26 protein-coding genes and 1 pseudogene are annotated in these 23,364 nt (G+C 62.9%); 11 read left to right on the forward strand and 16 right to left on the reverse strand.

The features are described 5' to 3' along the window. The first annotated feature begins 16 nt into the window (after window positions 1–16). Window positions 17–919 (forward strand): metal ABC transporter solute-binding protein, Zn/Mn family, encoded by a 903-nt coding sequence (locus AMK00_RS04955; protein WP_064809757.1) that lies wholly within the window; start codon window positions 17–19, stop codon window positions 917–919. Between the two features lie 31 nt (window positions 920–950). Here AMK00_RS04955 and AMK00_RS04960 read toward each other — a convergent pair whose 3' ends face one another. The 6 genes from AMK00_RS04960 to thrC all read right to left on the reverse strand — a co-directional run bounded on the left by AMK00_RS04960 (window position 951) and on the right by thrC (window position 8,169). Next, complete coding sequence (locus AMK00_RS04960) at window positions 951–1,259, reverse strand: Dabb family protein (protein WP_064809758.1); 309 nt, start codon at window positions 1,257–1,259, stop codon at window positions 951–953. Between the two features lie 95 nt (window positions 1,260–1,354). Next, window positions 1,355–1,774 carry a hypothetical protein gene (locus AMK00_RS04965; protein ID WP_064800941.1) on the reverse strand — a complete coding sequence of 140 codons (420 nt, stop codon included), beginning with the start codon at window positions 1,772–1,774 and terminating at the stop codon, window positions 1,355–1,357. 119 nt (window positions 1,775–1,893) lie between these two features. Continuing rightward, entirely contained in the window at window positions 1,894–4,806 is a 2,913-nt protein-coding gene (locus AMK00_RS04970) for a sensor domain-containing phosphodiesterase (protein ID WP_064809759.1), read from the reverse strand. Continuing rightward, on the reverse strand, window positions 4,803–5,417 hold the full coding sequence (locus tag AMK00_RS04975; protein WP_011424324.1) for a GNAT family N-acetyltransferase: 615 nt from the start codon (window positions 5,415–5,417) through the stop codon (window positions 4,803–4,805). Before AMK00_RS04975 ends, AMK00_RS04970 begins: the two co-directional genes overlap by 4 nt. A 28-nt stretch (window positions 5,418–5,445) precedes the next feature. Beyond that, window positions 5,446–6,741 (reverse strand): M16 family metallopeptidase, encoded by a 1,296-nt coding sequence (locus tag AMK00_RS04980; RefSeq protein WP_064800943.1) that lies wholly within the window; start codon window positions 6,739–6,741, stop codon window positions 5,446–5,448. Window positions 6,742–6,744: 3 nt separating this feature from the next. Further along, the gene (gene thrC, locus AMK00_RS04985; RefSeq protein ID WP_064800944.1) at window positions 6,745–8,169 is read right to left on the reverse strand and encodes a threonine synthase; all 1,425 of its coding nucleotides are present in this window, start codon (window positions 8,167–8,169) and stop codon (window positions 6,745–6,747) included. Between the two features lie 262 nt (window positions 8,170–8,431). On the opposite strand from thrC, the gene AMK00_RS04990 reads away from it, so the two are divergent. Next, window positions 8,432–9,079, forward strand: a complete 648-nt coding sequence (locus AMK00_RS04990; protein ID WP_189637014.1) for a hypothetical protein — start codon at window positions 8,432–8,434, stop codon at window positions 9,077–9,079. An 833-nt stretch (window positions 9,080–9,912) separates the two neighbouring features. Here the strand turns inward: AMK00_RS04990 and AMK00_RS04995 are convergent. Together AMK00_RS04995 and AMK00_RS05000 are read right to left on the reverse strand one after the other, a co-directional pair. Further along, window positions 9,913–10,602, reverse strand: a complete 690-nt coding sequence (locus AMK00_RS04995) for an HAD family hydrolase (protein ID WP_064800946.1) — start codon at window positions 10,600–10,602, stop codon at window positions 9,913–9,915. Between the two features lie 157 nt (window positions 10,603–10,759). Continuing rightward, window positions 10,760–12,145 carry an MFS transporter gene (locus tag AMK00_RS05000; protein ID WP_189636995.1) on the reverse strand — a complete coding sequence of 462 codons (1,386 nt, stop codon included), beginning with the start codon at window positions 12,143–12,145 and terminating at the stop codon, window positions 10,760–10,762. 117 nt (window positions 12,146–12,262) lie between these two features. Between AMK00_RS05000 and AMK00_RS05005 the strand changes: the two genes are divergently transcribed. Further along, the gene (locus tag AMK00_RS05005; RefSeq protein WP_064809760.1) at window positions 12,263–13,162 is read left to right on the forward strand and encodes a LysR family transcriptional regulator; all 900 of its coding nucleotides are present in this window, start codon (window positions 12,263–12,265) and stop codon (window positions 13,160–13,162) included. 118 nt (window positions 13,163–13,280) lie between these two features. Here AMK00_RS05005 and AMK00_RS05010 read toward each other — a convergent pair whose 3' ends face one another. From AMK00_RS05010 to AMK00_RS31795, 4 genes and pseudogenes are all read right to left on the reverse strand, one after another. Continuing rightward, window positions 13,281–13,727 carry a hypothetical protein gene (locus AMK00_RS05010; RefSeq protein WP_064800948.1) on the reverse strand — a complete coding sequence of 149 codons (447 nt, stop codon included), beginning with the start codon at window positions 13,725–13,727 and terminating at the stop codon, window positions 13,281–13,283. 9 nt (window positions 13,728–13,736) lie between these two features. Next, complete coding sequence (locus tag AMK00_RS05015) at window positions 13,737–14,081, reverse strand: hypothetical protein (protein WP_064800949.1); 345 nt, start codon at window positions 14,079–14,081, stop codon at window positions 13,737–13,739. Between the two features lie 51 nt (window positions 14,082–14,132). Next, on the reverse strand, window positions 14,133–14,705 hold the full coding sequence (locus tag AMK00_RS05020) for a hypothetical protein (protein WP_064800950.1): 573 nt from the start codon (window positions 14,703–14,705) through the stop codon (window positions 14,133–14,135). Between the two features lie 182 nt (window positions 14,706–14,887). Next, window positions 14,888–15,070, reverse strand: a pseudogene (locus tag AMK00_RS31795) (transcriptional regulator); the annotation flags it as partial. Between the two features lie 194 nt (window positions 15,071–15,264). Between AMK00_RS31795 and AMK00_RS05025 the strand changes: the two are divergent. Next, complete coding sequence (locus AMK00_RS05025; protein ID WP_064800951.1) at window positions 15,265–16,068, forward strand: DUF3800 domain-containing protein; 804 nt, start codon at window positions 15,265–15,267, stop codon at window positions 16,066–16,068. A 106-nt stretch (window positions 16,069–16,174) separates the two neighbouring features. Here AMK00_RS05025 and AMK00_RS05030 read toward each other — a convergent pair whose 3' ends face one another. Further along, entirely contained in the window at window positions 16,175–16,861 is a 687-nt protein-coding gene (locus tag AMK00_RS05030) for an ArsR/SmtB family transcription factor (protein WP_064800952.1), read from the reverse strand. A gap of 69 nt (window positions 16,862–16,930) precedes the next feature. Between AMK00_RS05030 and AMK00_RS05035 the strand changes: the two genes are divergently transcribed. From AMK00_RS05035 to AMK00_RS05045, 3 genes are all read left to right on the forward strand, one after another. Next, window positions 16,931–17,260: an NIPSNAP family protein gene (locus AMK00_RS05035; protein WP_064809761.1), complete on the forward strand. Its 330-nt coding sequence runs from the start codon at window positions 16,931–16,933 to the stop codon at window positions 17,258–17,260. Then, the gene (locus AMK00_RS05040; protein WP_064800954.1) at window positions 17,257–17,607 is read left to right on the forward strand and encodes an antibiotic biosynthesis monooxygenase family protein; all 351 of its coding nucleotides are present in this window, start codon (window positions 17,257–17,259) and stop codon (window positions 17,605–17,607) included. Before AMK00_RS05035 ends, AMK00_RS05040 begins: the two co-directional genes overlap by 4 nt. A gap of 120 nt (window positions 17,608–17,727) precedes the next feature. Further along, complete coding sequence (locus AMK00_RS05045) at window positions 17,728–18,858, forward strand: site-specific DNA-methyltransferase (protein ID WP_064800955.1); 1,131 nt, start codon at window positions 17,728–17,730, stop codon at window positions 18,856–18,858. A 118-nt stretch (window positions 18,859–18,976) separates the two neighbouring features. On the opposite strand, the gene AMK00_RS05050 is transcribed toward AMK00_RS05045, so the two are convergent. The 3 genes from AMK00_RS05050 to mutY are packed head-to-tail and all read right to left on the reverse strand — an operon-like array spanning window position 18,977 to window position 21,067. After that, a complete protein-coding gene (locus AMK00_RS05050; protein WP_064800956.1) occupies window positions 18,977–19,342 on the reverse strand; it encodes a nuclear transport factor 2 family protein in 366 nt (121 codons plus the stop codon). A gap of 4 nt (window positions 19,343–19,346) precedes the next feature. Beyond that, window positions 19,347–19,961: an HAD family hydrolase gene (locus AMK00_RS05055; RefSeq protein WP_064805943.1), complete on the reverse strand. Its 615-nt coding sequence runs from the start codon at window positions 19,959–19,961 to the stop codon at window positions 19,347–19,349. A 2-nt stretch (window positions 19,962–19,963) separates the two neighbouring features. Beyond that, on the reverse strand, window positions 19,964–21,067 hold the full coding sequence (gene mutY, locus AMK00_RS05060; RefSeq protein ID WP_064800957.1) for an A/G-specific adenine glycosylase: 1,104 nt from the start codon (window positions 21,065–21,067) through the stop codon (window positions 19,964–19,966). 96 nt (window positions 21,068–21,163) lie between these two features. Here mutY and AMK00_RS05065 point away from each other — a divergent pair, with 96 nt between their 5' ends. From AMK00_RS05065 to AMK00_RS05080, 4 genes are all read left to right on the forward strand, one after another. Next, on the forward strand, window positions 21,164–21,655 hold the full coding sequence (locus AMK00_RS05065; protein WP_064805944.1) for a DUF721 domain-containing protein: 492 nt from the start codon (window positions 21,164–21,166) through the stop codon (window positions 21,653–21,655). Window positions 21,656–21,731: 76 nt separating this feature from the next. Next, window positions 21,732–22,007 (forward strand): type II toxin-antitoxin system ParD family antitoxin, encoded by a 276-nt coding sequence (locus AMK00_RS05070; RefSeq protein ID WP_064800958.1) that lies wholly within the window; start codon window positions 21,732–21,734, stop codon window positions 22,005–22,007. After that, window positions 21,997–22,299 carry a type II toxin-antitoxin system RelE/ParE family toxin gene (locus AMK00_RS05075; RefSeq protein WP_064800959.1) on the forward strand — a complete coding sequence of 101 codons (303 nt, stop codon included), beginning with the start codon at window positions 21,997–21,999 and terminating at the stop codon, window positions 22,297–22,299. Before AMK00_RS05070 ends, AMK00_RS05075 begins: the two co-directional genes overlap by 11 nt. A 143-nt stretch (window positions 22,300–22,442) precedes the next feature. After that, complete coding sequence (locus AMK00_RS05080) at window positions 22,443–23,213, forward strand: DsbA family protein (RefSeq protein ID WP_406869898.1); 771 nt, start codon at window positions 22,443–22,445, stop codon at window positions 23,211–23,213. Window positions 23,214–23,364: the final 151 nt, after the last annotated feature.

Below are 23,364 nucleotides of genomic sequence, written 5' to 3' on the forward strand. Positions count from 1 at the left end.
TTTCAAGGAGACTTCGATGATATCGCGCAGACTGCTTCTCTCCGCCGCCGTACTTCCCGCGCTGATGGCGCTGTCGGCCGCACCCGCTTCGGCCGAAACGCTGAAGGTTGTGGCGTCCTTCACCGTGCTTGCCGATGTGGTCAGGGAGGTCGGCGGCGACCATGTTCATGTCACGAGCCTCGTCGGTCCGAACGGCGACCCCCACGAATTCGAGCCGTCGCCGGCCGACGCGAAGAATTTGAAGGCGGCCGAAGTCACCTTCGTCAGCGGCGAAGGGCTGGAAGGCTGGATGGACCGGCTGATCACCGCCTCGGGCTACAAGGGCAAGCCGGTGACGGTCTCCGAAGGCATTAGCACCCGCACCATGGAAGAGGACGGCAAGACCATCACCGATCCGCACGTCTGGAACAGTCCTGTGAACGTCAAGGTCTGGGTCGCCAATATCGAAAAGGCGCTGTCATCAGCCGATCCCGCCGACGCCGCCGCCTTCAAGGCCAATGCTGAAAAATATACCCAGAAGCTGGATGAGCTGAACGCCTACGCCCATTCGAAATTCGATACGATCGCCGAGGACCGCCGCAAGGTGCTGACCAGCCACGACGCCTTCGGCTATTTCGGCCGCGAATACAAGGTGAGCTTCCTTGCGCCCCTCGGCCTCTCCACCGAGAGCGAAGCCTCGGCCGCCGATGTCGCCAAGCTGATCGAACAGATCAGGAGCGAGCACGTGAAGGCCTATTTCTTCGAAAATTCCAACGATCCGCGCCTGGTCAAGCAGGTCGCCAAGGCAACGGGTGCGGAACCCGGCGGCGAGCTCTATGTCGAATCACTTTCCGACGCCAAGGGACCGGCGCCGACCTATGAGAAGATGTTCCGCTACAATGTCGACCAGCTCGCCGCCGCCATGGCGAAATCGAGCTGAAGATTGAGGGGCGGGTCTATCCCGGCCCGCCTCAAATATTGAGATCGAAGACCAGGATGCCGGCGAGGCCTCCGTCCGTTGAGGAGACGATGCGCTCGCCGACTGCCACATGTTCTGGATGGATGAGATAGGCATCCCGCGCTTCGGGGCTTTCGAAGGTGACGGCAAAGCCGTCGACGAAGCCGCCATGCAGTCCCTCGGGAGAAACATTCGGCCCGTATTTGATATCAACGATGCCGGGAATGACCTGTTTCAGGGCGGCGATCGCGGCAAACAGCGCCTGCTTGTCGTCGGCCGTCAGCGCGGTCTTCAGCCGCAGAAACACGCAGTGCAGGATCATCAGTGTCCTCCCGATTGTCGTTGCCGGCAGAATAGCGGCGAACGCCGGGAGGGCAATCAGATTTATCGCCGGCCTGATCTGGATGGCCGGAGAGCTTATATCTGGTCGCCTGCTACAGGCGCGCGATTGTAGAGCTTGCGGACGAGCTCGCCGGACAAGGCGCGGGCTTCGTCCTTCTGCGCCGGCGTCATCGGCTGGCAGCTGTTTCTGAGATTGGAGCGGTCGAGCACCGTTGCCGCACCCGAATCGGCGATGACGAGGTACCAGCTGCAGGACGCAACCCTGTCGATGGCGACGGCGCCGTGGCAGCCGGAATACAGGCAGAAGGCCACGGTCTGTTGGGCGACGTGATCGCCCTTCTGCGCCAGCGCCAGCGATCTCTTGAACTCAGCCGTCCATCGCTCGCAATGGGGCTTGCCGGGCACGCAGGCCTTGGTGGCGGGATAGAGGTCGGTCGCCTGAACCGGCGAGACGAACAGGGCGCCGACCGAAAGGGCGAGCAGAAATTTGAGCATCGAATTGTCCTTATGCGATAGGAAAGAGGCGCATATCGCCGGTCGTTGGTCAATCACCATTCATGGGGGAGAGGCGCGCCGCGCAGGCGGGAAAACCGGTCAGCTCGGTCGCCCCTCGTTCAGGCCCGTTTCGTCAGCGGAAACCGGTCGCGCAGCAACCGCAGCACCGATTCCGACGGGATCGGCGGCCCGAACAGATAGCTCTGTCCGTAGCTGCAGCCCATCTTGGCAAGCTCGATCGCATCCTCGTTGGATTCGATGCCTTCGGCCACCACCTTCATTTCCAGCTCGCGCGCCATTGCTATCACCGAGCGGAGCACGGTCGCCTTCTTGTCGCTGCCGTCGCGCACCAGCGCCTTGTCGAGCTTGATGGTGTCGAAGGGGAAGCGGGTGAGATAGGCAAGCGACGAATAGCCGGTGCCGAAATCGTCGAGCGCCAGGCCGATGCCGGCTTCCTTGAGCTTCTGCAGCACGAGGCGGGCCTGTTCCGGGTTTTCCATCACCATGGATTCCGTCAGTTCCAGCTTCAGCCGCGAGGGCGTGCAATGGGTCTTGGCGAGAACCGAACGCACGTCGTCATAAAGCTCGTTGTTGAGCAGTTGCACGCTCGACAGGTTGATCGACACGAAGATCGGCAATTCGCCGGTCTGGGTCTGCCAGCTCATCAGATCGTTGGTTGCCTGTTCCAGCGCGAACATGCCGAGCGGGCCGATGAGATCGGAGGCCTCGGCGATCGGAATGAATTCCGACGGCGGGATATTGCCGCGCTTGGGATGCTCCCAGCGTATCAGCGCCTCGAAGCCGGCGATCTCGACATCCTCCAGCCGGGCGATCGGCTGGTAGACCATCGACAATTCGCGGCGCTCGATGGCGCGGCGCAGATCAGTTTCCAGCTGCAGCCGGTCGGTGCCGAAATCGCGGAAGGCCGGCTGGAACGGCTCGACGCGGTTGCCGCCGGCCCGTTTCGCCCGGTACATGGCAAGCTCGGCATCGCTGAGCAGGCCGCTGGCGCTCTCCTGCCGGTCCACCCAGGAAGCGAGCCCGATCGACGCGGTCAGAATGATCTCGCGGTTGGAAAAGTTGATCGGCACCATGATCGCCTTGCTGACCGCATCGGCAAAATCGGCGACCTTGGCCGGATTGTGCTCGGACACCAGGATCAAGCCGAACTGGTCGCCGGCCAGCCGCGCCAGCGTGTCCTGCGGCTTCATCAGCCGGCGCAGGCGCCGGGTGAGCGCGATGAGGATGTTGTCGCCGGCCGCAACGCCGAGCGCATCATTGACCAGCTTGTAGCGGTCGATGTCGATCACCATTACCGTCGGGCGCAGCGTGTCGCCGCCCGGCGCTAAGGCCAGCACTGCCTGCAGCCGGTCGAGGAAGACCTGCCGGTTCGGCAGGCCGGTCAGATTATCGTGCAGCGCATCATGCAGCAGCCGCTCGACGGAATTCTTCTGCTCGGTCACGTCGACGATCGTGCCGACGCAGCGGATGATCTCGCCGTTGGAGCCGAGCACCGGCCGGGCGCGGATCAACAGCCAGTGGAAATGCCCGTCCTCGGCGCGGATGCGGAATTCGTGATTGAGCCGGCCGCGCCGATGTTCGAGCAACACGTCGAGCGTGGCGCGGAAACGGTCGCGGTCATCAGGGTGCAGCCGCGGCAGCCAGTTGCGCGCCGCCCCATGCATGGTGCCGGGGGACAGGCCGAGCTTGACCGAGACGTCGGGGATGGTGACGACGCGGTCGCGCGCCACGTCCCAGTCCCACACCATGTCGCCGGAGCCGGTCAGTGCCAGCGACTGCCGCTCGAGGTCTGAAAACAGTCCCTGCTGGAAGGCGCCGCCGGCAAAGGCGTGCTGCATGACGGTAAAACCGATCAGCAGCACGATCAGCACCAGGCCGCCGCCGAGCGCCGGCTGGATGATATCGTTGTCGAGCCGCCCGGTGACCGTCAGCCACGCCCCGAACAGCCAGACGAGTGTCAGCGCCCAGGCGGGCACCAGCAGGATCGCGCGGTCGTAGCGGTTGAAGCCGAGATAGATGATCAGCAGCAGGCCGGTCGCCGCCGTCAGCGCGAAGGACAGCCTGGCGATGCCGGCGGCAATCGACGGATCGTAGATCGCCACGCCGAAGAGCAGGGCAAGGCCGAGCACCCAGGCGAGTGTGGCGTAACCGAGATGCGCATGCCAGCGGTTGAGGTTCAGATAGGTGAAGAGGAAGATGACGAAACTCGAGGCGAGCGCCACTTCCGCGCAGGCGCGCCATATTCGCTGGTCGGCCGAGGCGACGCTGATCAGCTTGCCGAGGAAGCCGAAGTCGACGCAGATATAGCCGAGCACCGCCCAGGCAAGTGCGGCGGTTGCCGGCAGCATCGAGGTGCCCTTGACGACGAAGAGGATGGTGAGGAACACGGCGAGCAGGCCGGCAATGCCGAGCACGATGCCGCGATAGAGCGTGAAGGCGTTGATCGTATCCTTGTAGGCGTTCGGCTCCCAGAGATAGATCTGCGGCAGCTCTGGCGTCGACAGTTCGGCGACGAAGGTGATGACGGCGCCGGGGTTCAGCGTGATGCGGAAGACATCGGCCTCGTCGCTCGGCTGCCGGTCGAGCGCAAAACCTTCGCTCGGCGTGATCGCGCTGATGCGCTGCGAGCCGAGATCCGGCCAGAACAGCTTGGAATTGACCAGACGGAAATGCGGGGCGACGATAACGCGTTCGAGCTGTTCCTCGGAAACGTTGGCAAGCGCAAACACCGCCCAGTCGCCCTGGTGGTTTTCCGAGCTCGCCCGGACCTCAATGCGGCGGCGGATGCCGTCGGCCCCGGCCGCCGTCGAAACCTGGAAGGCCTCGCCCTGGTTGGCGTAGATCTCGGTCGTCGCGGTGAGATCGAGCGCGGTATCGTCACGGGAAATCTTCACCGGCTCGGCCGCCCGGGCAAGACCCGCCGAAAGGGCGAAGACCGCCAGGAAAAGGGCTGCGATCACCGCGATCACTCGTCCGGACGGTGACTTGGGCAGCATGCTGTTTCTGGTCATCGGCTGTCGGTTTTCCTGCCTTTATCCGTATCGGTGGCGAGCCGTGAGAACATCACGTGGTCGTGCCACTGACCGTTGATCTTCAAATATCCGCGCAAATAGCCTTCCCGTTGAAACCCGGCCTTTTCAAGCAGACGCATGCTGCGCGCGTTATCTGGAATACAGGCTGCTTCAATACGGTGCAACTCAAGCCCGGAGAAGATGTAAGGAATAACCAACTGAAGCGCGGCATACATATGCCCCTGGCCGGCATGGCGTTCGCCCATCCAGTAGCCGATCATGCAGCTTTGTGCCGCACCCCGCCTGATATAGCCGATGGTGATGCCGCCGACGAGGGTACGGTTTTCCTTGAGGAAGATGAACAGCGGGATTGACTGTCCCGAGGCGTATTCCTGCTTGCCGCGGATAACGCGGGCGCGGTAGGCGCCCTCCGTCAGCTCGTCGCGCCGCCAGGTCGGCTCCCAGGGTTCGAGGAAATTGCGGCTTTCGGCGCGCAGCCGGTGCCACTGGTTGAAATCCTGGTAGCGCGGCAGGCGCAGGAGGTATTTCTCATTCTCCAGCTCCACCGCATCGGGCTGCCGCGACAGGAACCGAAACACCGATTTTGGCATCGATCACTCCCGGCAGACGGACGTCGGCTCAGCTGGCCTGCATCGTCTTCGGCGCCGGGACCGAAAGCGAGGCGATGATGTCTTCCATCGGCGCGAGCTGTTCCAGCGGCCCGATCGCCGACAGCGTCGGCACCGTGTCGAAGAACAGCCGGCCGGCGAGGTCGGTCAGCCGCTCGATGGTGATGCCTTCCAGCCGTTCCATCATCTCCGGATTGGAGATCGGCCGGCCGTAGAGCATCATCTGCCGTGCGATCTGGCCGGCGCGGGCGGCCGGGCTCTCCTGGCCCATCAGCAGCTGGGCGCGGATCTGGGCGCGGGCGCGCTCGATTTCCTTCTGGTGGATCTCATTGGCCGACTTGTGCAGCTCGTCGATGATCACGGGCACCAGCTCCGGCAGGTTTTCGCCGCCGGTCGCGGCATGAATGCCGAAGATGCCGGTATCGGAAAAGCCCCAGTGGAAGGCATAGACGGAATAACAGAGACCGCGGAATTCGCGCACTTCCTGGAACAGCCTGGAGGACATGCCGCCGCCGAGGATATTGGCGAGGATCTGCGAGCAGTAGAAATCGCGGGCGTGGTAGGGCTTGCCCTCGAAGCCGAGCAGGATCTGCGCATCCATCAGGTCGCGCGGCTCGCGCACGCTGCCGCCGATATAACGGGCCGCTTCCATGACCGGCGGCGCCGATGGCGAAGTCGGCAGGCTGGCGAAACGATCCTCGACCATGCGCAGGAATTCTTCATGCTCGACGGCGCCGGTCGCCACCACGAACATGCGGTCGGTCGTATAGTTGCGGCCGAGATAGGTGCGGATCTGCTGGGGCGTGAAGGAGACGACGGTCTGTGGCGTGCCGAGGATGGCGCGTCCGAGCGTCTGGTCGCGATAGGCGGCTTCGGAGAAGCGGTCGAACACCACGTCGTCGGGCGTATCGTTGGCGGCGTTGATCTCCTGCAGGATCACCTGCTTCTCACGCTCCAGCTCCTCCTCCTCGAAGGCCGATTCCGTCAGGATGTCGGCGAGGATGTCGACGGCGAGCGGCACGTGATCCTTCAGCACGCGGGCGTAATAGGAGGTCGTCTCGGTCGAGGTGGCGGCGTTGACCTCGCCGCCCACATCCTCGATCTCTTCGGCGATCTGGCGGGCCGTGCGCCGCGCCGTGCCCTTGAAGGCCATGTGTTCGAGCAGGTGGGCGATGCCGTGCTCGTCTTCCGTCTCGTTGCGCGATCCCGATTTGATCCAGACTCCGAGCGCAACGCTTTCCAGGTGCGGCATGGTTTCTGTGACTACTGTCAGCCCGGATTTGAGCCGGGTGCACTCAACTGTCATTGGCTATCTTTCTGCGCCTGCTGTCGTCTCGCTGCGGGCGTGCTGGCCGATAAAGGTTTCAACGGCTTTCAGCTCCGGTTTGATGATCTGGAAGCGCTCCTCCCTGTGCATCAGACCAGCAAGCCACGTCGGAAGCGCCGGGTCAATACCGCTGGCCGATTTTACGGCGACCGGGAATTTCGCCGGATGCGCGGTCGCAAGCGTCACCATCGGCGTATTCGGCTTTTCCTTCTTCTTCGCCACGAAGACGCCGATCGCCGAATGCGGATCGAGGAGATAACCGGTTTCGGCATGGGTCTTGCGGATCGTCTCGGCCACCTGCCGCTCGCTGGCGCGGCCGGCGCGGAAGTCGCGTCGGATCGCCTTCAGCGCTTGCGCGCCGATCTCGAAGCCATTGGATTGCTTGAGGCTTTCCATTGCCGCGCGCACCTTCGAGGCGTCGCGACCACAGGCTTCGAACAGCAGCCGCTCGAAGTTCGACGAGATCTGAATATCCATCGACGGCGAGCTCGTCGCCTTGACCGCCTTCATGTCGTAGCGGCCGGTCTTCAGCGTCCGTGTCAGGATGTCGTTCTCGTTGGTGGCGATGACGAGCCGGTCGATCGGCAGGCCCATGCGCTTGGCGCAGTAGCCGGCGAAGATGTCGCCGAAATTGCCCGTCGGCACCGTGAACGAGACCTTGCGGTCCGGCCCGCCGAGCGCCACGGCGGTAGTGAAATAATAGACGATCTGGGCCATGATGCGCGCCCAGTTGATCGAGTTGACGCCGGAAAGCCGAACCTTGTCGCGGAAGGCCGCGTCGTTGAACATCGCCTTCACCAGGTTCTGGCAGTCGTCGAAATTGCCTTCGACGGCGAGCGCATGCACATTTGACGACGTCGAGGTGGTCATCTGCCGCTGCTGCACCGGCGAGACCTTGCCGTGCGGGAACAGAATGAAGATATCGGTGCGCTCGCGCCCGGCAAAGGCGTCGATCGCCGCCCCGCCGGTGTCGCCCGAGGTGGCGCCGACGATCGTCGCCCGCTCGCCGCGTTTTTCCAGCGCATAATCCATCAGCCGGGCGAGCAGTTGCATCGCCACGTCCTTGAAGGCAAGCGTCGTGCCGTGGAAGAGCTCCATGACGAAGCTGTTCGGGCCGGTCTGGACGAGCGGCGCGATCGCCGGATGGCGGAAGGTGCCGTAGGCCTCGTCGATCATCGCCCGGAAGGTTTCCTCGGGGATCTCGCCATTGGTGAAGGGCGACAGGATGGTGAAGGCGATTTCCTGATAGGTCTTGCCCCTCAGCGCGCGGATTTCTTTCTTCGAAAACTGCGGCCACTCGCGGGGAACATAGAGCCCGCCATCGCGCGCCAGTCCCGTCAAAAGGGCGTCGCAAAAGCCGAGGGAAGGGGCCTCGCCGCGGGTCGAGATATAGTCCACGTTGGTCATCCTTGATCTATCGCTGGAAGAAATTTGGCCGGGCCGGGCCGTGGGCCGCTCCGCCGGAAACCGGCAGGGGCTGCGCTTGCGGCCATACCATCGCCGTTATCTTGTTGAAGTTGCCCGCATCCGGCGGCGAAAAGTGCATCAAAACGGCGCGTACCCAATCGATTTTTGTTTGCGCCGCTGATATAGACCATCGCAAACCGTCGTGAAAGGCCTCGCGGAAAAGACTGGGGCCTCCAAGAAACGCTTGTGCAAAGGGTGGAACATAGTGCTCGGCAAGGTCTCGCGTCTTATCATCTCCGCTTCTTTCGTTGCCCTGCTTGCCGGCTGCAACTCGCTCGGCATCGGCGGCGACAGCAAGCCGGAGGCGGCGCCGGCGCAGCCGAACGGCAATGCCCAGATCATGCCGCTGGCGCCGGCCAACCCCTCCTCGAACAACCCGTCGATCGGCACGGCCAAGACGGCGCAGGGCACCGTCGCCCCGGTCGTGCAGGGCGCCTGCCCGCAGATCTTCATGCGTGACCAGGATGCGATCTTCCGCACTTACGCCAAGGGCAAGAAGGACGATCCGCAGCAGATCGTCGTCCAGGCCTCCTTCGGCGACTATACCCGCCAGTGCACCTTGAACGACACGAACCTGACGATGACCGTCGTCGCCCAGCTGCGCCTGATCACCGGCCCGGCCGGTGCTCCCGGCCCGGTGACGCTGCCGATCCGCGTCAGCATCCTCGACGGCGAGAACGTGCTCTATTCCGAGGTCACCAAGTTCCCGACCGAAATCCCGGCCGGCTCACCGGGCACGCAGGTCATCTTCCGCAAGGAAGGCATCAAGATGCCGGTCGGCGCCGGCGCCCTGGTGCGCGTCAACGTCGGCTTCGACACTCAGCCGGCCAAGGGCAAGAAGAGCAGCTGATTATTTCGGCAACCTGCAGTCTGGCGCGCCGGCGCGATGCCTCCGCAGCCGCGACGGAGCGATGGCAAAAAAGCGGCGGCGCTCAAGCTCTGCCGCCGGTGTTTTGGCGAGAACCCCAACCCCACACTCCGTCATCCCAGGGCTTGACCCTGGGATCCACAGCCAAGCCCGCCTTCCACTTCTCTTGCAGTGCGACGCCATTGCTGTTCAGTGCCAGCCGCATGGATCCCAGGGTCAAGCCCTGGGATGACGGAGGAGAGGTGGGTGTCGGGGTGAGAAGAGATGGCGCGGGGCTGACTGTGGCGAGATGGCGGCGAACACGGGGACCACACTGCGCCACCGGTGCGTTTGCCGAGAACGCCAACCCCACACTCCGTCATCCCAGGGCTTGACCCTGGTATCCACATCCAAGCACTCGGCTTCCACTTCTCTGCAGTGCGACGCCATTGCTGTTCAGTGCCCGCCCGCATGGGTCCTCGGGTCAAGCCCGAGGACGACGGAGGGCGGGGGAGCGGATGCGGCAGGTGCCACAGGCGCAGCGGTTTGTGGGAGTTGGCGACCGCTGTTCGCCCGATTCTCACAGGAAACCGCCCGCGCATGAAGTTTCTGCAGACGTCTCGCCTCTTGCCGGCCACGCGCCCCACCCTCCGTCATACTCGGGCTTGACCCGAGTATCCACGTCGCAAGCACTCCGCTTCAATTTGTTCGGCGGGGGTCGCTTGCCAGTTCGATAGGAACGAAGTGCCCGCCCGCATGGGTCCTCGGGTCAAGCCCGAGGACGACGGAGGGCGGGGGAGCGTGGGCGGCAAATAGCGAAGTGGGCAGAGATTGCCCTAAAGCACGCCTTCCCAAGCCGCCAGCGCGGCAACCACGCCTGGCAGGTCGTTCATGCGCGAGATCACCGTTTCGGCGCCGGCGTCGGTCAGTTTGTCGGCATGGGCGGGGTAGCTGTGCGAGGCGCCGGTAAAGCCGATAACGCGCATGCCGGCGGCGCGCGCCGCGTGCACGCCGTGCACCGAATCCTCGACGACGACCGTCTTCTCGCGAGAGACGCCCATGCGGCTTGCGCCGTGCAGGAAGATATCCGGCTTCGGCTTGACGCGGTCGGGGCCGAGATCCTTGGCGGAGAAGATGTTGGGCGCGAACAGCGGCTTCAGGCCCACTTTGCCCAGCATCATGTCGAGCCGCTTGGTGCTCGAATTCGAGCAGATGCAGCGCTTCATCGGCAGCCTGGAGACGGCGAATTCGACGCCTGGGATCGCCTTGACGTCGTTCGCCAGCCTCATGTCGAGCAGCTTCTCGGACTTTTCGAGCAGTGAGGCCGAAAGCGGGATGCTGGCCTCACGCTCGACCTGCAGCAGGATATTGTGCCAGGTCATGCCGGCGAAACGCTCGCCCATTTCCTCGACGCTGATCGGATATCCGGCGTCCGTCAACAGCGCGGATTCGACCTCCGCGGCGATGATTTCGGAATCGACGAGAACGCCGTCGCAGTCGAAGATGATGAGGTCGAAGCCTTCCATATGTTCACGCCTTGCTGGAAATCTGGTCTTGTCCGGGGATGCTGCGGCTTTACACGATGACCGGGCAAAGCTCAACCTGATCGCAAGCATGGCTGCGATGCGGCAGGCGACCGGCTCGGTGAAACCACTGTCGCCGGACGCCCAAGAAGCGGGCAGTTCAGGCCGCTACAGCCTGCCCCATTTCGTAACGAGCCCGGCTCAGACTGACCAGGCCGGCGATCGCCGTGCAGCCGGCTGCAATGGCGACCGCGACGTTGAGCGCCGCCGACAATGGCAGCGTCGCGAAAATGATCGACATCGAGACCCCGCCCAGGGTTTGGCCGAGAAGCCGCGCAGTCCCTTGCATGGCGCCTGCCGCACCGCTTCTGGCTTTCGGTGCCGAAAGCAGCAGAATTCGGTTGTTGGGAGTCTGGAACAGCCCGAAGCCGAGGCCGGCGATCACTGTGCCGACGAGAAATCCGATACCTCTCGGGTCAGGCGGCGTGAGGCCGGCCACCAGAAGGCCAAGCGCCATGAGCGCCCCGCCGATCGCGCAAAGCCATGACGTCTTGACCCGGTTTGCCAGGCGTCCCGAGACGGGCGCGATGATTGCGGTCGCGGCAGGCCAGGGCATCATGTAGAGACCAGCCACAACCGGCGTCATGTGCAGCCCGTGTTGGAGGTAGAAGGGCAGGGCGATGTAGCTCAGCATCTGTCCGCAGAAGCAGGATACCGAGGCGATCACCGCCATGCGGAATGCCGGCCCCGCCAGCAGATCCGTGGGAAACAGAGGCACGTCACTGTTTCGTTCCAGACGCAGCAGGCCGCAGAGGCAGGCGAGTGAGGCGGCGATGAGCGCGGCACCGCTGACCGGCGCGGTGGCTATCCGGTCGGCTCCTGAGAAGAACAGGATGAACATCAGCGTATTGGCCAGCAACGCCTTTGCCTTCAGCTCCCGCTTTACGCCCTCCACATGGCCGAGCAGGCCGCCGCCGAGGAGAACGATGACGCCGAGCGGTAGATTGACCGCAAACAGCCAAGGCCAGGTCGCGACGGAAAGAATGGCGCCGGCAATGCCTGGGCCCGCGGCGGAGGAAATCGCGATGACCATGGCATTGATGCCGATGATCGGACCCAGCATGCGTTGCGGCAGGGCCTGGCGCAGGTTCATCATCGCCAGCGCCATGATCGCACCTGCGCCAAGGCCCTGGGCGAAACGCGCAAGGATCAGCAAGGGCAGGTCGCCCGCCAAGGCGCAGGCTGCGGAAGCCGCGGTGAACAGCGCAACGCCGATCAGGAAGACCCGCCGGGCGCCGTAGATCTCGCCGAGCGCCCCACATGGAAGAATGGCGACGAGCACGGCCAGCTGGTAGGCCGAGACGACCCACACGGTGTTATCCGCTTCCGCCTGCAGCGAGAGCGCAATCGACGGCAAGGCGACATTGGCGATCGCTCCGTCCAGTACGACGAGAACAACCGCCAGAAGCAGGAGGGCGACCGCCAGATAGCGTCGGGGCGATGCCAGACCTTCTTGAGAAACGGGTGCGGTGTAGGTGAAAGACATGGGAAATCCTCGGTGTGCCTGGGATAGAGACTAGTTAGCCCCGGCCGGGACATTGCGCCAGACGCAACGGAAGCAATGCTCAGTTGCGTGTGGCGCCACGTCTGATAGGATTGCGCCATGTCCGATCTCGATCTGAACCTTCTCGTCGCGCTGGACGCTTTGCTGGCCGAACAAAGCGTATCGGCTGCCGCCCGCCGACTTGGCCTCAGCACATCCGCCATGAGCCGGACACTGTCACGCTTGAGGACTGCGATCGGTGATCCGATCCTGGTGCCGGCCGGCCGCGGCATGGTTGCGACACCCCATGCCCTGGCGATTGCCGAAGACGTGCATCTGTTGAAAGACGCTGTGAAAGCGGTGCTGAGCCCGCCGTCGGGCGTCGACATTCGGGAGGTGCGGCGCCACTTCACGATCCGCGCCAATGAAGCCTTCGTGCTTCTCTACGCGGCGGATCTGAGCGCCGCGGTGACGAATGCCGCGCCGGGAATAAGGCTTCGCTTTGCGCCGAGATCCGACAAGGATGTTCAGGCTTTGCGGGAGGCGGCGATAGATCTGGACATCGGTGTGCTCCCGCGCGACAGCGGCGAGCTGCGTTGCCAGAGCCTCTTCGAGGATCGGTTCGTCGGCGTCGCAAGGGTGGGGCATCCGATCTTCGAGGCAGACCGGATAACGGCCGAGCGCTATGCCGCCTGCGGCCACGTGCTCTTCTCGACGCAGGCGGACTATGCCGGTCCAGTCGACAGGGCGCTCGCCGAACTGGGCTTGCATCGGGATGCCAAACTGATCGTGCCAAGTTTCCCGGCGGTGATCGCAGTTGCAGCCGCATCCGATCTGATCGGTTCGGTTCCGAAGTCTTACTGCAAATCCGCGGCGACGAGAGAGATCAGAACCTTCGAACTGCCAGTCGCGGTGCCGGGTTTCAACATCGTCCAGGCTTGGCACCCGCGCATGGACGCAGATCCCGCTCATCGCTGGCTGAGGGCGCTTATCTTCGAGACGTTCCACGCGATGAACTGAACACGGGCCGGTCAGAGTCCAGCTCTTCACCGAGACGCAGATATCAGCAAGCGCTTCGACGCCGGCTCATCGAGGGCATGGGCTCGCTTCGGTTCACGCGAAGCGAGCCCATCTAACCTCACTGCTCCGGCAGGATGATTTTCTTGGTGGTGGTACTCTTGACCGGCTTCTCGCCGGGGACGTGCGACATGGTGCGGGTCGTGCTCTGCAGCGTGTCGCCGTCGGTGCTGGTCTTGGTGCGGGACTTGCTGAACGTCCCCTTGTCGACGGCCTGGGCCTTGGTCTGCGCCTTGAGCTTGTCGCCATTATTGTCGTTGATATGCGTCTTGCTCTGCGCCTTGCCGTCGGTGGTGGCCGCACTTCCCCCCGATCCTATTGAGGAGGTCGTGCCGCCATCGGTGCGGCAGGCGCCGGCCGTTCCGACCGAGCTGGCCGAGGTGCCTCCGGCCGAAGCGCTGCCGGCGGTTCCGACCGTTCCAGCTGCGTTGCATTCCTCCGCAAGACCGACCGAAGTCGAGGCGAGCAGCGCGACCGAGGCGGCTGCGATGAGGTGGATAGGTTTCATTGCCGTCTCCTATTTCGCAGGTTTCGTTACCGAGCAGGTCCCATCGGAACGCTTGGTGATGACGGTGCCGTCGGGCCGGGTGATGCTTGCGGTGGAATAGCTGTCGACGCTTCCGGATCCGGCCGAGGAGCCGGCAGAGGCGGATGAGGAAGTGGAGCCGGCTGAGCCGCTTCCGGTCGTTGTCGACGAGGAGACGTGGCCGTTGCCAGCCGTCACGGTGGTGGACGTATCCCCCGCCTGCGACTGGACGATCGTGCATGTCGTTCCGTCATCGAGCTTGATTTCCTCCGACATTGCCTCCCCGGCGATTAGGGCGAGCGAAGCGGTCAGTGCAATTGTGGAAAGTTGGGCCATTGTTTTCCTCCAGGGGTTTGGCCGGCGCCGTAAAGGCGCCGGCCGACAGCGTCAGCAGTCCTTGGTGCCGGCGGCATCCTTCTTGACCTGGCCGGGCGCGCAGCCCTTCTTGCCCTTGTTGTCATGCGAGCTTCCTGCAGCGCTGCTACCGGTACCGACGGTGCTGCCCGTCTTGTCTCCGTCAGCGGACGAGGCACCCGTTCCGACACTCGAGGCCGAATTCGCATCGCCCGAGCCTGCGGCGGAGCCGCCTGTGCCGACCGAGCTGCTCGATGTGCCGCCGCCGGCCGAGGAGCCGCCCGTGCCGAGCGTCGAAGCAGAACCGGAGCCCGATCCGGAGCCCGCGGCCGAGCCGCCGGTACCCACCGAACTGCTCGATGTGCCGCCGCCAGCCGACGAGCCGCCTGTGCCAACCGTCGAGGACGAGCCGGGGGTGCAGTTGGTCGCGCCGGCAGGGCAGGTGCCTCCGGCAGAGCTGCCACCAGTACCGACCGTGCTGCTCGCAGTTCCGCCGCCGGCGGACGAACCGCCCGTGCCGACCGTGCTGGACGATTGCGCAAAGCCGGAAACAGCCGTGCCGGCCAGAAAGGCCGCTGCCAATGCCAGATGGGTTACCTTCATCATGGTGTATACCTCCATTTGTCTTTGAGTTGCTGTCGCTTCCCGAGCGGATGGACAGCTGTTTGACAAACTTCGGTTACATCCCACTGTTCCTATTCTGGGCACTCAGTCCGAGAGGCGTCGGACCTTGGTCTGGTCCGTCGCTCCGCGGGTTGCGGAGGAACGCATGACATCCGTTCTATGCCTTACGCCTGTAACGGGAACAACCTGAGAAACTGCCGGTCGCCTTCCGGCGAAAAGATGATCGAGCGGCTCTCGGCGGTGCGCCGGGCCCAGCCCTTGTCGAGGAAGCTGGACAGCAGCGCCTTGCCGAGGCTGCGGGCCAGATGCGCCCGTCTTTCGCTCCAGTCGAGGCAGGAGCGGCAGAGATGATGTCATCTGGCAAGCGACATCAGACCGCGGAACGGACCAGCTGCAAAAAAAGCAGGACGAGAGCAAAGTAAGGAGTTGATGGACCGCCCGAGTCCCCGTCCGTAAGTCGATCAACATCGCGGGCTGCGCTCTGGTTTGAAGGGGAGAGCCAGAAGGTGATAGAGCATAGGAGGAGCGAGGGAGCGCCATCTTGGGTTGGCATGGTTACATCGATGAAAGCTACACGCCAGATGGCGATGCTTACGTGATCGGCGGCTGCATTGCGACAGATCGGGATTGGGCAACGTTCTCCGGCGAATGGCGCTTGTTTGCACAGCGATTTGGCCGCGTTGATGCTCGGGGCCATCGGTATTTTCACATGGCCGAGATGGCGAACCGCTTGGAAGATGTCGGCTTTTTCTATTCTGTCATTAGCGAGCACGTACCCGTCTTTATATCCGCTCGCTTCAACAGGTCAGAATTCAACCGCGCGCTGAAGCGCATTTACGTTCCAGGAGCTGCGATGGAATGGGACCGGCAAAACTACTACTGGATCGCCTTTCGGTGTCTTATGGACAAGTTCCATTTAGAACGGCCGCAGCTCGATCGAGTCATTCCGCAGAATGAGGTAGTTCAATTTCATATGGACGAGACGTCAGACAGAAAATCCGTCGAGCGGATGTGGGCGGAGTACATCGCTCATCGACCGAGCGATATTCGGGACCGTTACGCAGCAATTCCAGTATTCGAAAACGACAAAACCGCTCCACCTTTGCAAGCGGCAGATTTTTGGGTTTGGTGGGTCCGGGAGTGGTGCGATAATGGGCAGCCGGATAAGATCGTGCGTCATGATTTTGAAGGGTTTGCAAAGTCAATCAGAAGGCGGTCACCTCGCGCCACGATCGACATCGCGTTCACAGAAGAACAGTTTTTGCCGACGCTCGCGCGAATGGCAAAAAATCAGACAGGAAGGAATGTGATCGTTCTGCCCGAAGCGCAGGATGCAGACTTTTGATCTGCATTGCAGAAGCGTTATTGCAAGCGGAGATGTTCTCGTAGGTTTCCTCTCTCTGATCGGGCAGGCGTAATAACGGCAACCCCATCCCTCCGATGGATTTGCTCTACGTTTCGACCGGAAACAGCCTCAGGAACTGTCGGTCGCCTTCCGGCGAAAAGATAATCGAGCGGCTCTCGGCGGTGCGCCGGGCCCAGCCCTTGTCGAGGAAGCTTGACAGCAGCGCCTTGCCGAGGCTGCCGGCCAGATGGGCCCGCCTTTCGCTCCAGTCGAGGCAGGAGCGGCAGAGCGGGCGGCGCGAGGATCTGAGATTGCCGACGTCGATGCCGATGCGCTTAAGATCGCTTTCGCCCTTTTCGGTCAGCGACAGGCCGTCTCCGACCGCCTCGATCGCGCCTGAGGCGATCAGGCTGTCGAGCATGCGCACGCCGTAATCGCCGGCCAAGTGATCGTAGCAGATGCGCGCCTTGCGCAGCGCCGGCTCCTTCGGTCCCGGCCGGTGGCGCAGATGCCCGCGCCCGGCGGCAAAGCCCATCATGCTTTCGATCAGCCGGGCGACGGCTTCATCGGCGAGCGTGAAATAGCGGTGACGTCCCTGCTTGCGCTGGGCCAGCAGGCCGCCGGCTTCGAGCTTGGCAAGATGGGTGCTCGCCGTCTGCAGCGTAATGCCGCCGACGCCGGCAAGCTCGGTCGCCGTCAGCGCCCGCCCGCCGGTCAGCGCCGCCAGCATGTTGGCCCGCGCCGGATCGCCGATCAGCGCACCGATCTGCGCAATGTCAGGACCTTCCTTCATAGTTCGATCGTAACCGAAGCATCGCCGTCAGGCAATGTGCGAAAACGGGCAGGCACAAAGGAGAAACCGATGATCACCTGCTTCATCCGTTATGAGGTCGATCCCTTCAAGAAGGAGGCGTTTGCCGAATATGCCCGCAACTGGGGTCAGGCCATCCCGAAAAACGGCGCCGACCTGATCGGCTATTTCGGCCCGCACGAGGGATCGGCGACGACCGCTTACGGCGTCTACAACATCGAAAGCCTCGCCGCCTACGAGGCCTATCGCGCCAGGCTGGCCGCCGATCCGCTCGGCCGCGAGAATTATGAATTTTCCAGACGCGAGCGTTTCATCCTCAAGGAGGACCGCATCTTCCTGAAAAACGTCTCCGCTCCTCACGCCAGGCTGGTGCTGCCATGATCGCCGTCATCTTCGAAGTCGTGCCCTATATGGGCGAACGCCACAAATATCTCGATCTCGCCGGCGAGCTGCGCGCCGAGCTCGAAAAGATCGACGGCTTCGTCTCGATCGAGCGGTTCGAGAGCCTGACCAACCGCGGCAAGCTTTTGTCGCTCTCCTTCTTCCGCGACGAGGAGGCCGTTAGAAAATGGCGGAACCTCGAGGCGCACCGAGCCGCCCAGCAAGCCGGCCGCAGCGGCGTCTTCGCCGATTACCGGCTGCGGATCGCCAATGTGGTGCGCGATTACGGCATGTTCGAACGCGACGAGGCGCCGGCCGACAGCCGCAGGGTTCATGACGCCGCGTGATGAGGGAAGGGGTGGCCGCCACAATAAATTCCCGAAATCAGCCAGCGCTTCAGGCTTTGGTAACTAAGTTGGGTAACCATAACGGAGAGTTAAGCGTACAGCGTATGAGTGAGTATCAGAATGGCGTCAGTTTTTCCGCTTGCCGACCTCAAGGCTTCCGCCAAGGCGGACTCCTGGGTTGACACGATCATCAAGGGCGACTGCGTGAGCGCCCTTGAAGCCTTGCCCAACCACTCCGTCGACGTGATCTTCGCCGACCCGCCGTATAATCTCCAGCTCGGCGGATCGCTGCATCGTCCCGACCAGTCGCTGGTCGATGCGGTCGATGACGAATGGGACCAGTTCGCCTCCTTCGAGGCTTATGACGCCTTCACCCGCGCCTGGCTGCTCGCCTGCCGCCGCGTGCTGAAGCCGACGGGCTCGATCTGGGTGATCGGCTCCTATCACAATATCTTCCGCGTCGGCGCGACGCTGCAGGATCTGAATTTCTGGATCCTCAACGACATCATCTGGCGCAAGACCAATCCGATGCCGAATTTCAAGGGCCGCCGCTTTCAGAACGCCCATGAGACGATGATCTGGGCAAGCCCCAATGCCAAGGCCAAGGGCTATACCTTCAATTACGATGCGATGAAGGCCGCCAATGACGACGTGCAGATGCGCTCGGACTGGCTGTTCCCGATCTGCAACGGCAACGAGCGGCTGAAGGGCGAGGACGGCAAGAAGGTGCATCCGACGCAGAAGCCGGAAGCGCTGCTTGCCCGCGTCATCATGGCCTCGACCAAACCAGGCGATATCGTGCTCGATCCCTTCTTCGGCTCCGGCACGACGGGCGCCGTCGCCAAGCGTCTCGGCCGCCACTTCGTCGGCATCGAGCGCGAGCAGGATTATATCGATGCGGCCTCCGCCCGCATCGCCGCCGTCGAGCCGCTGGGGAAGGCGGAGCTGACCGTCATGACCGGCAAGAAGGCCGAGGTTCGCGTCGCCTTCAACGTGCTGGTCGAAAGCGGCCTGATCAAGCCCGGCCAGGTGCTGACCGACGCCAAACGCCGCTACAGCGCCATCGTTCGCGCCGACGGCACGGTAGCCTCAGGCGGCGAGGCCGGCTCCATTCATCGTCTCGGCGCCAAGGTGCAGGGCCTCGATGCTTGCAACGGATGGACCTTCTGGCATTTCGAAGACGGGCAATCCCTGCGCCCGATCGACGATCTCAGGTCCGTCATCCGCAGTGATCTGGCAAAGGTGGATTGAGCAGCGCCTTCGCGGGATCGAGATACCTTCTTCCGGTTTCCTCCAGTTGCGGAAGAAGGCCAAGGCGCCCGGGGCTCGAGCCTCGGGCGTCTTCTATTTGAGCGGGGAAGCGCGATGATCAGAACTGGTGATAGTCGGTGACTTCGACCCGCGTAATCCGGCCGTCTTCATTGAAGGTGATCGTCTCCTCGCCCTCGCGGATCAGCGGCTTGCCGGTCCGGCTGTGGGTGGCGCGGAGCGACCAGACCGCGCGGCCGGAGAGGGGCGTCAGCCGCTCCACCAACGAATTCCCGGCCGTCTGATCGGGATAATCGTCGAAATAGCGGCGGAACGCGGCCATGATCTCGCTCCGCCCGGAAAGGCTGCCGACGCCGTTCGAGACATAGGTCGCGTCCTCGGCGAAATAGGCCTCGATTGCGGGAAAATCGAGAGCGTTGATGGCGGCGTGGAAGCGCTCGATTTCCTCTGCCGGGTCGAAAGCCATGGTCTCAGACCTTCAATCCGTAAACGGCGAGATCGCTGCGCAGCTTCTCGGCGCCCGAAAACAGCACCGCGTTCCAGCCGAACGTCTTGGCGCCTTCGACATTAACAGGCGCGTCGTCGATGAAGATCGTTGCCTTCGGATCGAGGCCGAAGCTGTTCGTATGCGTCTCGTAAATGGCAATATCCGGCTTGATCAGGCCAACATCGCCGGAAACGGTGACGCCGCGCGGCAGCGTGAGGAAGGGGAAGCGCTGCTGCGCCTCGCGAAAGGTGTCGGAGGCAAAATTGGTCAGCATCGTCACGTCGCGGCCTTCGGCGATCAGCCCTTCCATGATTGCGACGCTCTCGGCATAGGCGTGCGGCACCATCTCGTGCCAGTGTTTGCGGAAAGCGCGGATGTGCTCTTCGCGGGCAGGGTGCTGCTCGATCAGCAGCGCCTCGGCCTCTTCCCAGGTGCGGCCGCGGTCCTGCTCGACGTTCCAGTCGTGGGTGCAGATATTGGCGAAGAACCAGTTGCGTTCGGTCTCATCAGGGATGAGGCGGGCGAAGGGAAGATGCGGATCGTAATGAATAAGGACTTTGCCGATATCGAAAACGATATGTTTTATCTCAGTCGTCATGGTCATGCCTTGGCTGTTTTGAATGCGAGAGGAATAGCCGCTGCAATTGCTTTTTTCATGATGGTCGGCAGCGCCTGGGCTTCAAGATTTGTAACCGGCTCCCACCATTCGTCATTCACGCCATCATTCGGCTTCGGCTTTGCGGGGATTGCCGCCCGCCAGATCGACAGCCGGAGCTCGAAATGGGTGAAGACATGGATCACGGTGCCGCAGGCCTGCCAGGCCGCCTCGAAGGGCGCGGCCGCAGAAGAGGTCTCGCCGTCGAGCCGCGCCGTCCAGGCGGTCGTCGGTACCTCGGTCATTCCGCCGAGCAGCCCGCTTTCGGCGCGCCGCCGCAGCAGGATCTCGCCATCGCCGCTCACCGCGACGAAAGCAGCGCCATGGCGCACCGGCTTTTCCTTCTTCGCCGCCTTGACCGGAAAGAGCTCGGGATCGGAATGCTTCAGTGCCTGACAGGCATTGCGGAACGGACAGAGCGAACAGGCCGGCCGCTTCGGCGTGCAGATCGTCGCTCCGAGATCCATCATTGCCTGGGCGAAATCGCCGGGCCGGCCTGACGGCGTCAGCAGCGCCACCTTCGCCTTCATCGCCGGCTTGGCGGCCGGAAGGGGCGTTTCGATCGCATAAAGCCTTGAAATCACCCGCTCGACATTGCCATCCATCACGGCAGCCTGCCGGTTGAAGGCGATCGCCGCGACGGCTGCTGCCGTATAATCGCCGATGCCGGGAAGCGACTTCAATCCCTCTTCGGTGTCGGGAAAGACGCCGCCATGCTCCTTTGCAACCGCCTCGGCGCATTTCTTCAGATTGCGGGCGCGGGCGTAATAGCCGAGCCCCGCCCAGGCGGCCATGACAGCGTCGTTCTCGGCCGCGGCCAGATCGGTCACTTCGGGCCAACGCTCAAGAAACTTCTCGAAATAGGGTTTGACCGCCTGCACTGTCGTCTGCTGCAGCATCACTTCGGAAAGCCAGACACGATAGGGATCGGGTTTGACGCCGCGCGTCGCCATGCCGGGTGAGATGCGCCAGGGCAGATCGCGGTGGTGGCGGTCGTACCAGTCGAGCAGGGGCTTGGCGGAGGGCGTGTCGAGTGTCGTGATCGTCATGATTTGCCGGGATCGGGGGAAGTGCCTATACTTGGCGAAGCAATGCCGCGCGATCAAGTCGGTCCCGTCACTTCGCGGCAGCGCCCAAGGTTTTCGATGAGTTATCCACGCAAAGGTGCAAAGCAGATTTCCGAGCTGGCGAACGGGCTGATCGATCCCGTCCTGGCGCGCCGCGCCGGCATCAACACGGCTCTGCTTGGCTCCTGGAGCGAAATCGCCGGCGAGGATTTCGCCGATTGCACCCGCCCGGAAAAGATCGCCTGGGCCCGCGGCGGCGGCGATGACGGCAGCTTCCGTCCCGGCGTGCTGACGATCGCCTGCGAAGGCGCCCGCGCGCTTTTCCTCACCCATGCCCAGGGCGAACTGATCCAGCGCATCAACAGCTTCTTCGGCTTCGCCGCCGTCCACCAGATCCGCATCGTCCAAAAGCCGGTCTCAAATCTCGCCCGCCGCTCCCGCACCCCGCAGCCGCTGAAGGGCGAAGCCGCCCGCAAGCTGGAAGGCATGATGGAGGGGATCGAGGGCGACAAGCTGCGCCAGGCGATCCAGCGGCTGGGCACCGCGGTGATGGGCAAGCGGGGACGATGAACTGCGCCAAATGTTAAACTTCACTTGAAGTGCTCCACGGGTGTATTACACTGTAATCATCTGACGGAGGCACAGGATGCGCAGCAGCAAACCCATTACGGTCACGCTCGGCAGCCAGCAGAAAAGCTTGGACGCCCGGCTGCAATCGGGTGCCTATAGCTCTGCAAGCGAGGTTATCCGAGCTGCTTTGCGCGCGCTCGACCGGGAAGAAGATGCGATCGACGAAATCATGCGCCAGAAAATTCGCGAGGCTATCGACGATCCGGGTTCGGATATTGATGCCGATACGGTGTTTGAGCGGCTCGAACATCTCCATGCCGAACGCGTGAAGGCTGGGCGCGGTGGCGTTTAAGGTCGCGTTTCGCCCCAGGGCGGAGAAGGATCCGTTTGATATTTATGAATTCGTTGCTGCCGATAATTTTCCGGCGGCGATCGAATTCATTCGCCGGCTGAGACAATTCTGTCATCAGTTGGAAGACATGCCGGAAAGGGGATCACCGCGCGAGGATTTTGCTCCGGGCGTCCGCATTTTGGTATTCGAACGGCGTGTGACCATTGCTTACCGGATCACCAAGCATCGGGTACAAGTGCTGAGGCTGTTCTACGCTGGCCGGAATACGCCTTCGGCCTTCCACCGAAACTGAGAATCACGCATTTCGGGCTCTCGGTCCCATCACGGTCACAATTCTTTGAAGGAAGTTGGTTCACCGTGGCTTGTGAGCGGCCGTCAGGCGTTATATCGCACAGTCACGCCGTCACTCTCATTACCTATGGGGAACCCATGCAGATGTCCGAAATGCAACTGACGAAACGCCGCCTCCTGGGTGGGATCGCCATCGCCGCAGCTGCCGCAGCGCTTGCCGCCTGCAACGACAGCAAGGACGCTGCCGATGCGTCGTCTTCCGGCAAGACCATGGCCGACGGCACCAATGTCGACACCATGCAGACGGCGGCCACCTCGGGGACCGACATGCCTCAGTCCGACGGCGATGTCGATATGGCCGAGGTGCTGAAACCCGGCGCGCTGCCGGAGATGGCGCTGGGCAAGGCCGATGCCCCGGTCAAGATCGTCGAATATATGTCGATGACCTGCCCGCATTGCGCCCATTTCCACAACACCACCTTCGACGCCATCAAGCAGAAATATGTCGACAGCGGCAAGGTGCAGTTCATCATCCGCGAATTCCCCTTCGATCCGCGCGCCGCGGCCGCCTTCATGCTCGCCCGCTGCAGCGCGTCCAATCCGGAGCAGCTCAGCACGCCGGAACAGTATTTCCCGATGGTTTCCATGCTGTTCAAGCAGCAGCAGGTCTGGGCCGCCGCCGATGACGGCCGCGCCGCACTGCTGCAGATGTCGAAGCTTGCCGGATTTACTGAGGATAGCTTCACGAAATGCTTGACGAACCAGAAGCTTCTGGATGAAGTGAACGCCACGCGGGAAAGGGGATCGAAGGATTTCGGCGTCAACGCCACGCCAACCTTCCTCATCAATGGCAAGCGCTATTCTGGAGACATGCCGGTTGACACCATGTCGAAGCTCATCGACAGCCTCATCTGAACCGGATCGTTCGACCACAACGGGCGACGGCGAAAGCTGTGCGCCCGTTTTTTTGTGGCTGCGTAGTGGCGGGGAACACCCCCCTCTGTCCTGCCGGACCCGGGGTCGAGCCACGGGTCTCGACCCGTCCTTCGGACCCCCACAAGGGGGG

It is taken from the genome of Rhizobium sp. N621 (assembly GCF_001664325.1).
In the GTDB taxonomy this organism is placed as follows: domain Bacteria; phylum Pseudomonadota; class Alphaproteobacteria; order Rhizobiales; family Rhizobiaceae; genus Rhizobium; species Rhizobium esperanzae.

Excerpts from the sequence above, each read along its gene's own strand:
- AMK00_RS04955 (WP_064809757.1), top strand. The coding sequence starts at position 17 with ATGATATCGCGCAGACTGCTTCTCTCCGCCGCCGTACTTCCCGCGCTG.
- AMK00_RS04960 (WP_064809758.1), bottom strand. The coding sequence starts at position 1,259 with ATGATCCTGCACTGCGTGTTTCTGCGGCTGAAGACCGCGCTGACGGCC.
- AMK00_RS04965 (WP_064800941.1), bottom strand. The coding sequence starts at position 1,774 with ATGCTCAAATTTCTGCTCGCCCTTTCGGTCGGCGCCCTGTTCGTCTCG.
- AMK00_RS04970 (WP_064809759.1), bottom strand. The coding sequence starts at position 4,806 with ATGACCAGAAACAGCATGCTGCCCAAGTCACCGTCCGGACGAGTGATC.
- AMK00_RS04975 (WP_011424324.1), bottom strand. The coding sequence starts at position 5,417 with ATGCCAAAATCGGTGTTTCGGTTCCTGTCGCGGCAGCCCGATGCGGTG.
- AMK00_RS04980 (WP_064800943.1), bottom strand. The coding sequence starts at position 6,741 with ATGACAGTTGAGTGCACCCGGCTCAAATCCGGGCTGACAGTAGTCACA.
- thrC (WP_064800944.1), bottom strand. The coding sequence starts at position 8,169 with ATGACCAACGTGGACTATATCTCGACCCGCGGCGAGGCCCCTTCCCTC.
- AMK00_RS04995 (WP_064800946.1), bottom strand. The coding sequence starts at position 10,602 with ATGGAAGGCTTCGACCTCATCATCTTCGACTGCGACGGCGTTCTCGTC.
- AMK00_RS05000 (WP_189636995.1), bottom strand. The coding sequence starts at position 12,145 with ATGTCTTTCACCTACACCGCACCCGTTTCTCAAGAAGGTCTGGCATCG.
- AMK00_RS05005 (WP_064809760.1), top strand. The coding sequence starts at position 12,263 with ATGTCCGATCTCGATCTGAACCTTCTCGTCGCGCTGGACGCTTTGCTG.
- AMK00_RS05010 (WP_064800948.1), bottom strand. The coding sequence starts at position 13,727 with ATGAAACCTATCCACCTCATCGCAGCCGCCTCGGTCGCGCTGCTCGCC.
- AMK00_RS05015 (WP_064800949.1), bottom strand. The coding sequence starts at position 14,081 with ATGGCCCAACTTTCCACAATTGCACTGACCGCTTCGCTCGCCCTAATC.
- AMK00_RS05020 (WP_064800950.1), bottom strand. The coding sequence starts at position 14,705 with ATGATGAAGGTAACCCATCTGGCATTGGCAGCGGCCTTTCTGGCCGGC.
- AMK00_RS05030 (WP_064800952.1), bottom strand. The coding sequence starts at position 16,861 with ATGAAGGAAGGTCCTGACATTGCGCAGATCGGTGCGCTGATCGGCGAT.
- AMK00_RS05035 (WP_064809761.1), top strand. The coding sequence starts at position 16,931 with ATGATCACCTGCTTCATCCGTTATGAGGTCGATCCCTTCAAGAAGGAG.
- AMK00_RS05040 (WP_064800954.1), top strand. The coding sequence starts at position 17,257 with ATGATCGCCGTCATCTTCGAAGTCGTGCCCTATATGGGCGAACGCCAC.
- AMK00_RS05045 (WP_064800955.1), top strand. The coding sequence starts at position 17,728 with ATGGCGTCAGTTTTTCCGCTTGCCGACCTCAAGGCTTCCGCCAAGGCG.
- AMK00_RS05050 (WP_064800956.1), bottom strand. The coding sequence starts at position 19,342 with ATGGCTTTCGACCCGGCAGAGGAAATCGAGCGCTTCCACGCCGCCATC.
- AMK00_RS05055 (WP_064805943.1), bottom strand. The coding sequence starts at position 19,961 with ATGACGACTGAGATAAAACATATCGTTTTCGATATCGGCAAAGTCCTT.
- mutY (WP_064800957.1), bottom strand. The coding sequence starts at position 21,067 with ATGACGATCACGACACTCGACACGCCCTCCGCCAAGCCCCTGCTCGAC.
- AMK00_RS05065 (WP_064805944.1), top strand. The coding sequence starts at position 21,164 with ATGAGTTATCCACGCAAAGGTGCAAAGCAGATTTCCGAGCTGGCGAAC.
- AMK00_RS05070 (WP_064800958.1), top strand. The coding sequence starts at position 21,732 with ATGCGCAGCAGCAAACCCATTACGGTCACGCTCGGCAGCCAGCAGAAA.
- AMK00_RS05080 (WP_406869898.1), top strand. The coding sequence starts at position 22,443 with ATGTCCGAAATGCAACTGACGAAACGCCGCCTCCTGGGTGGGATCGCC.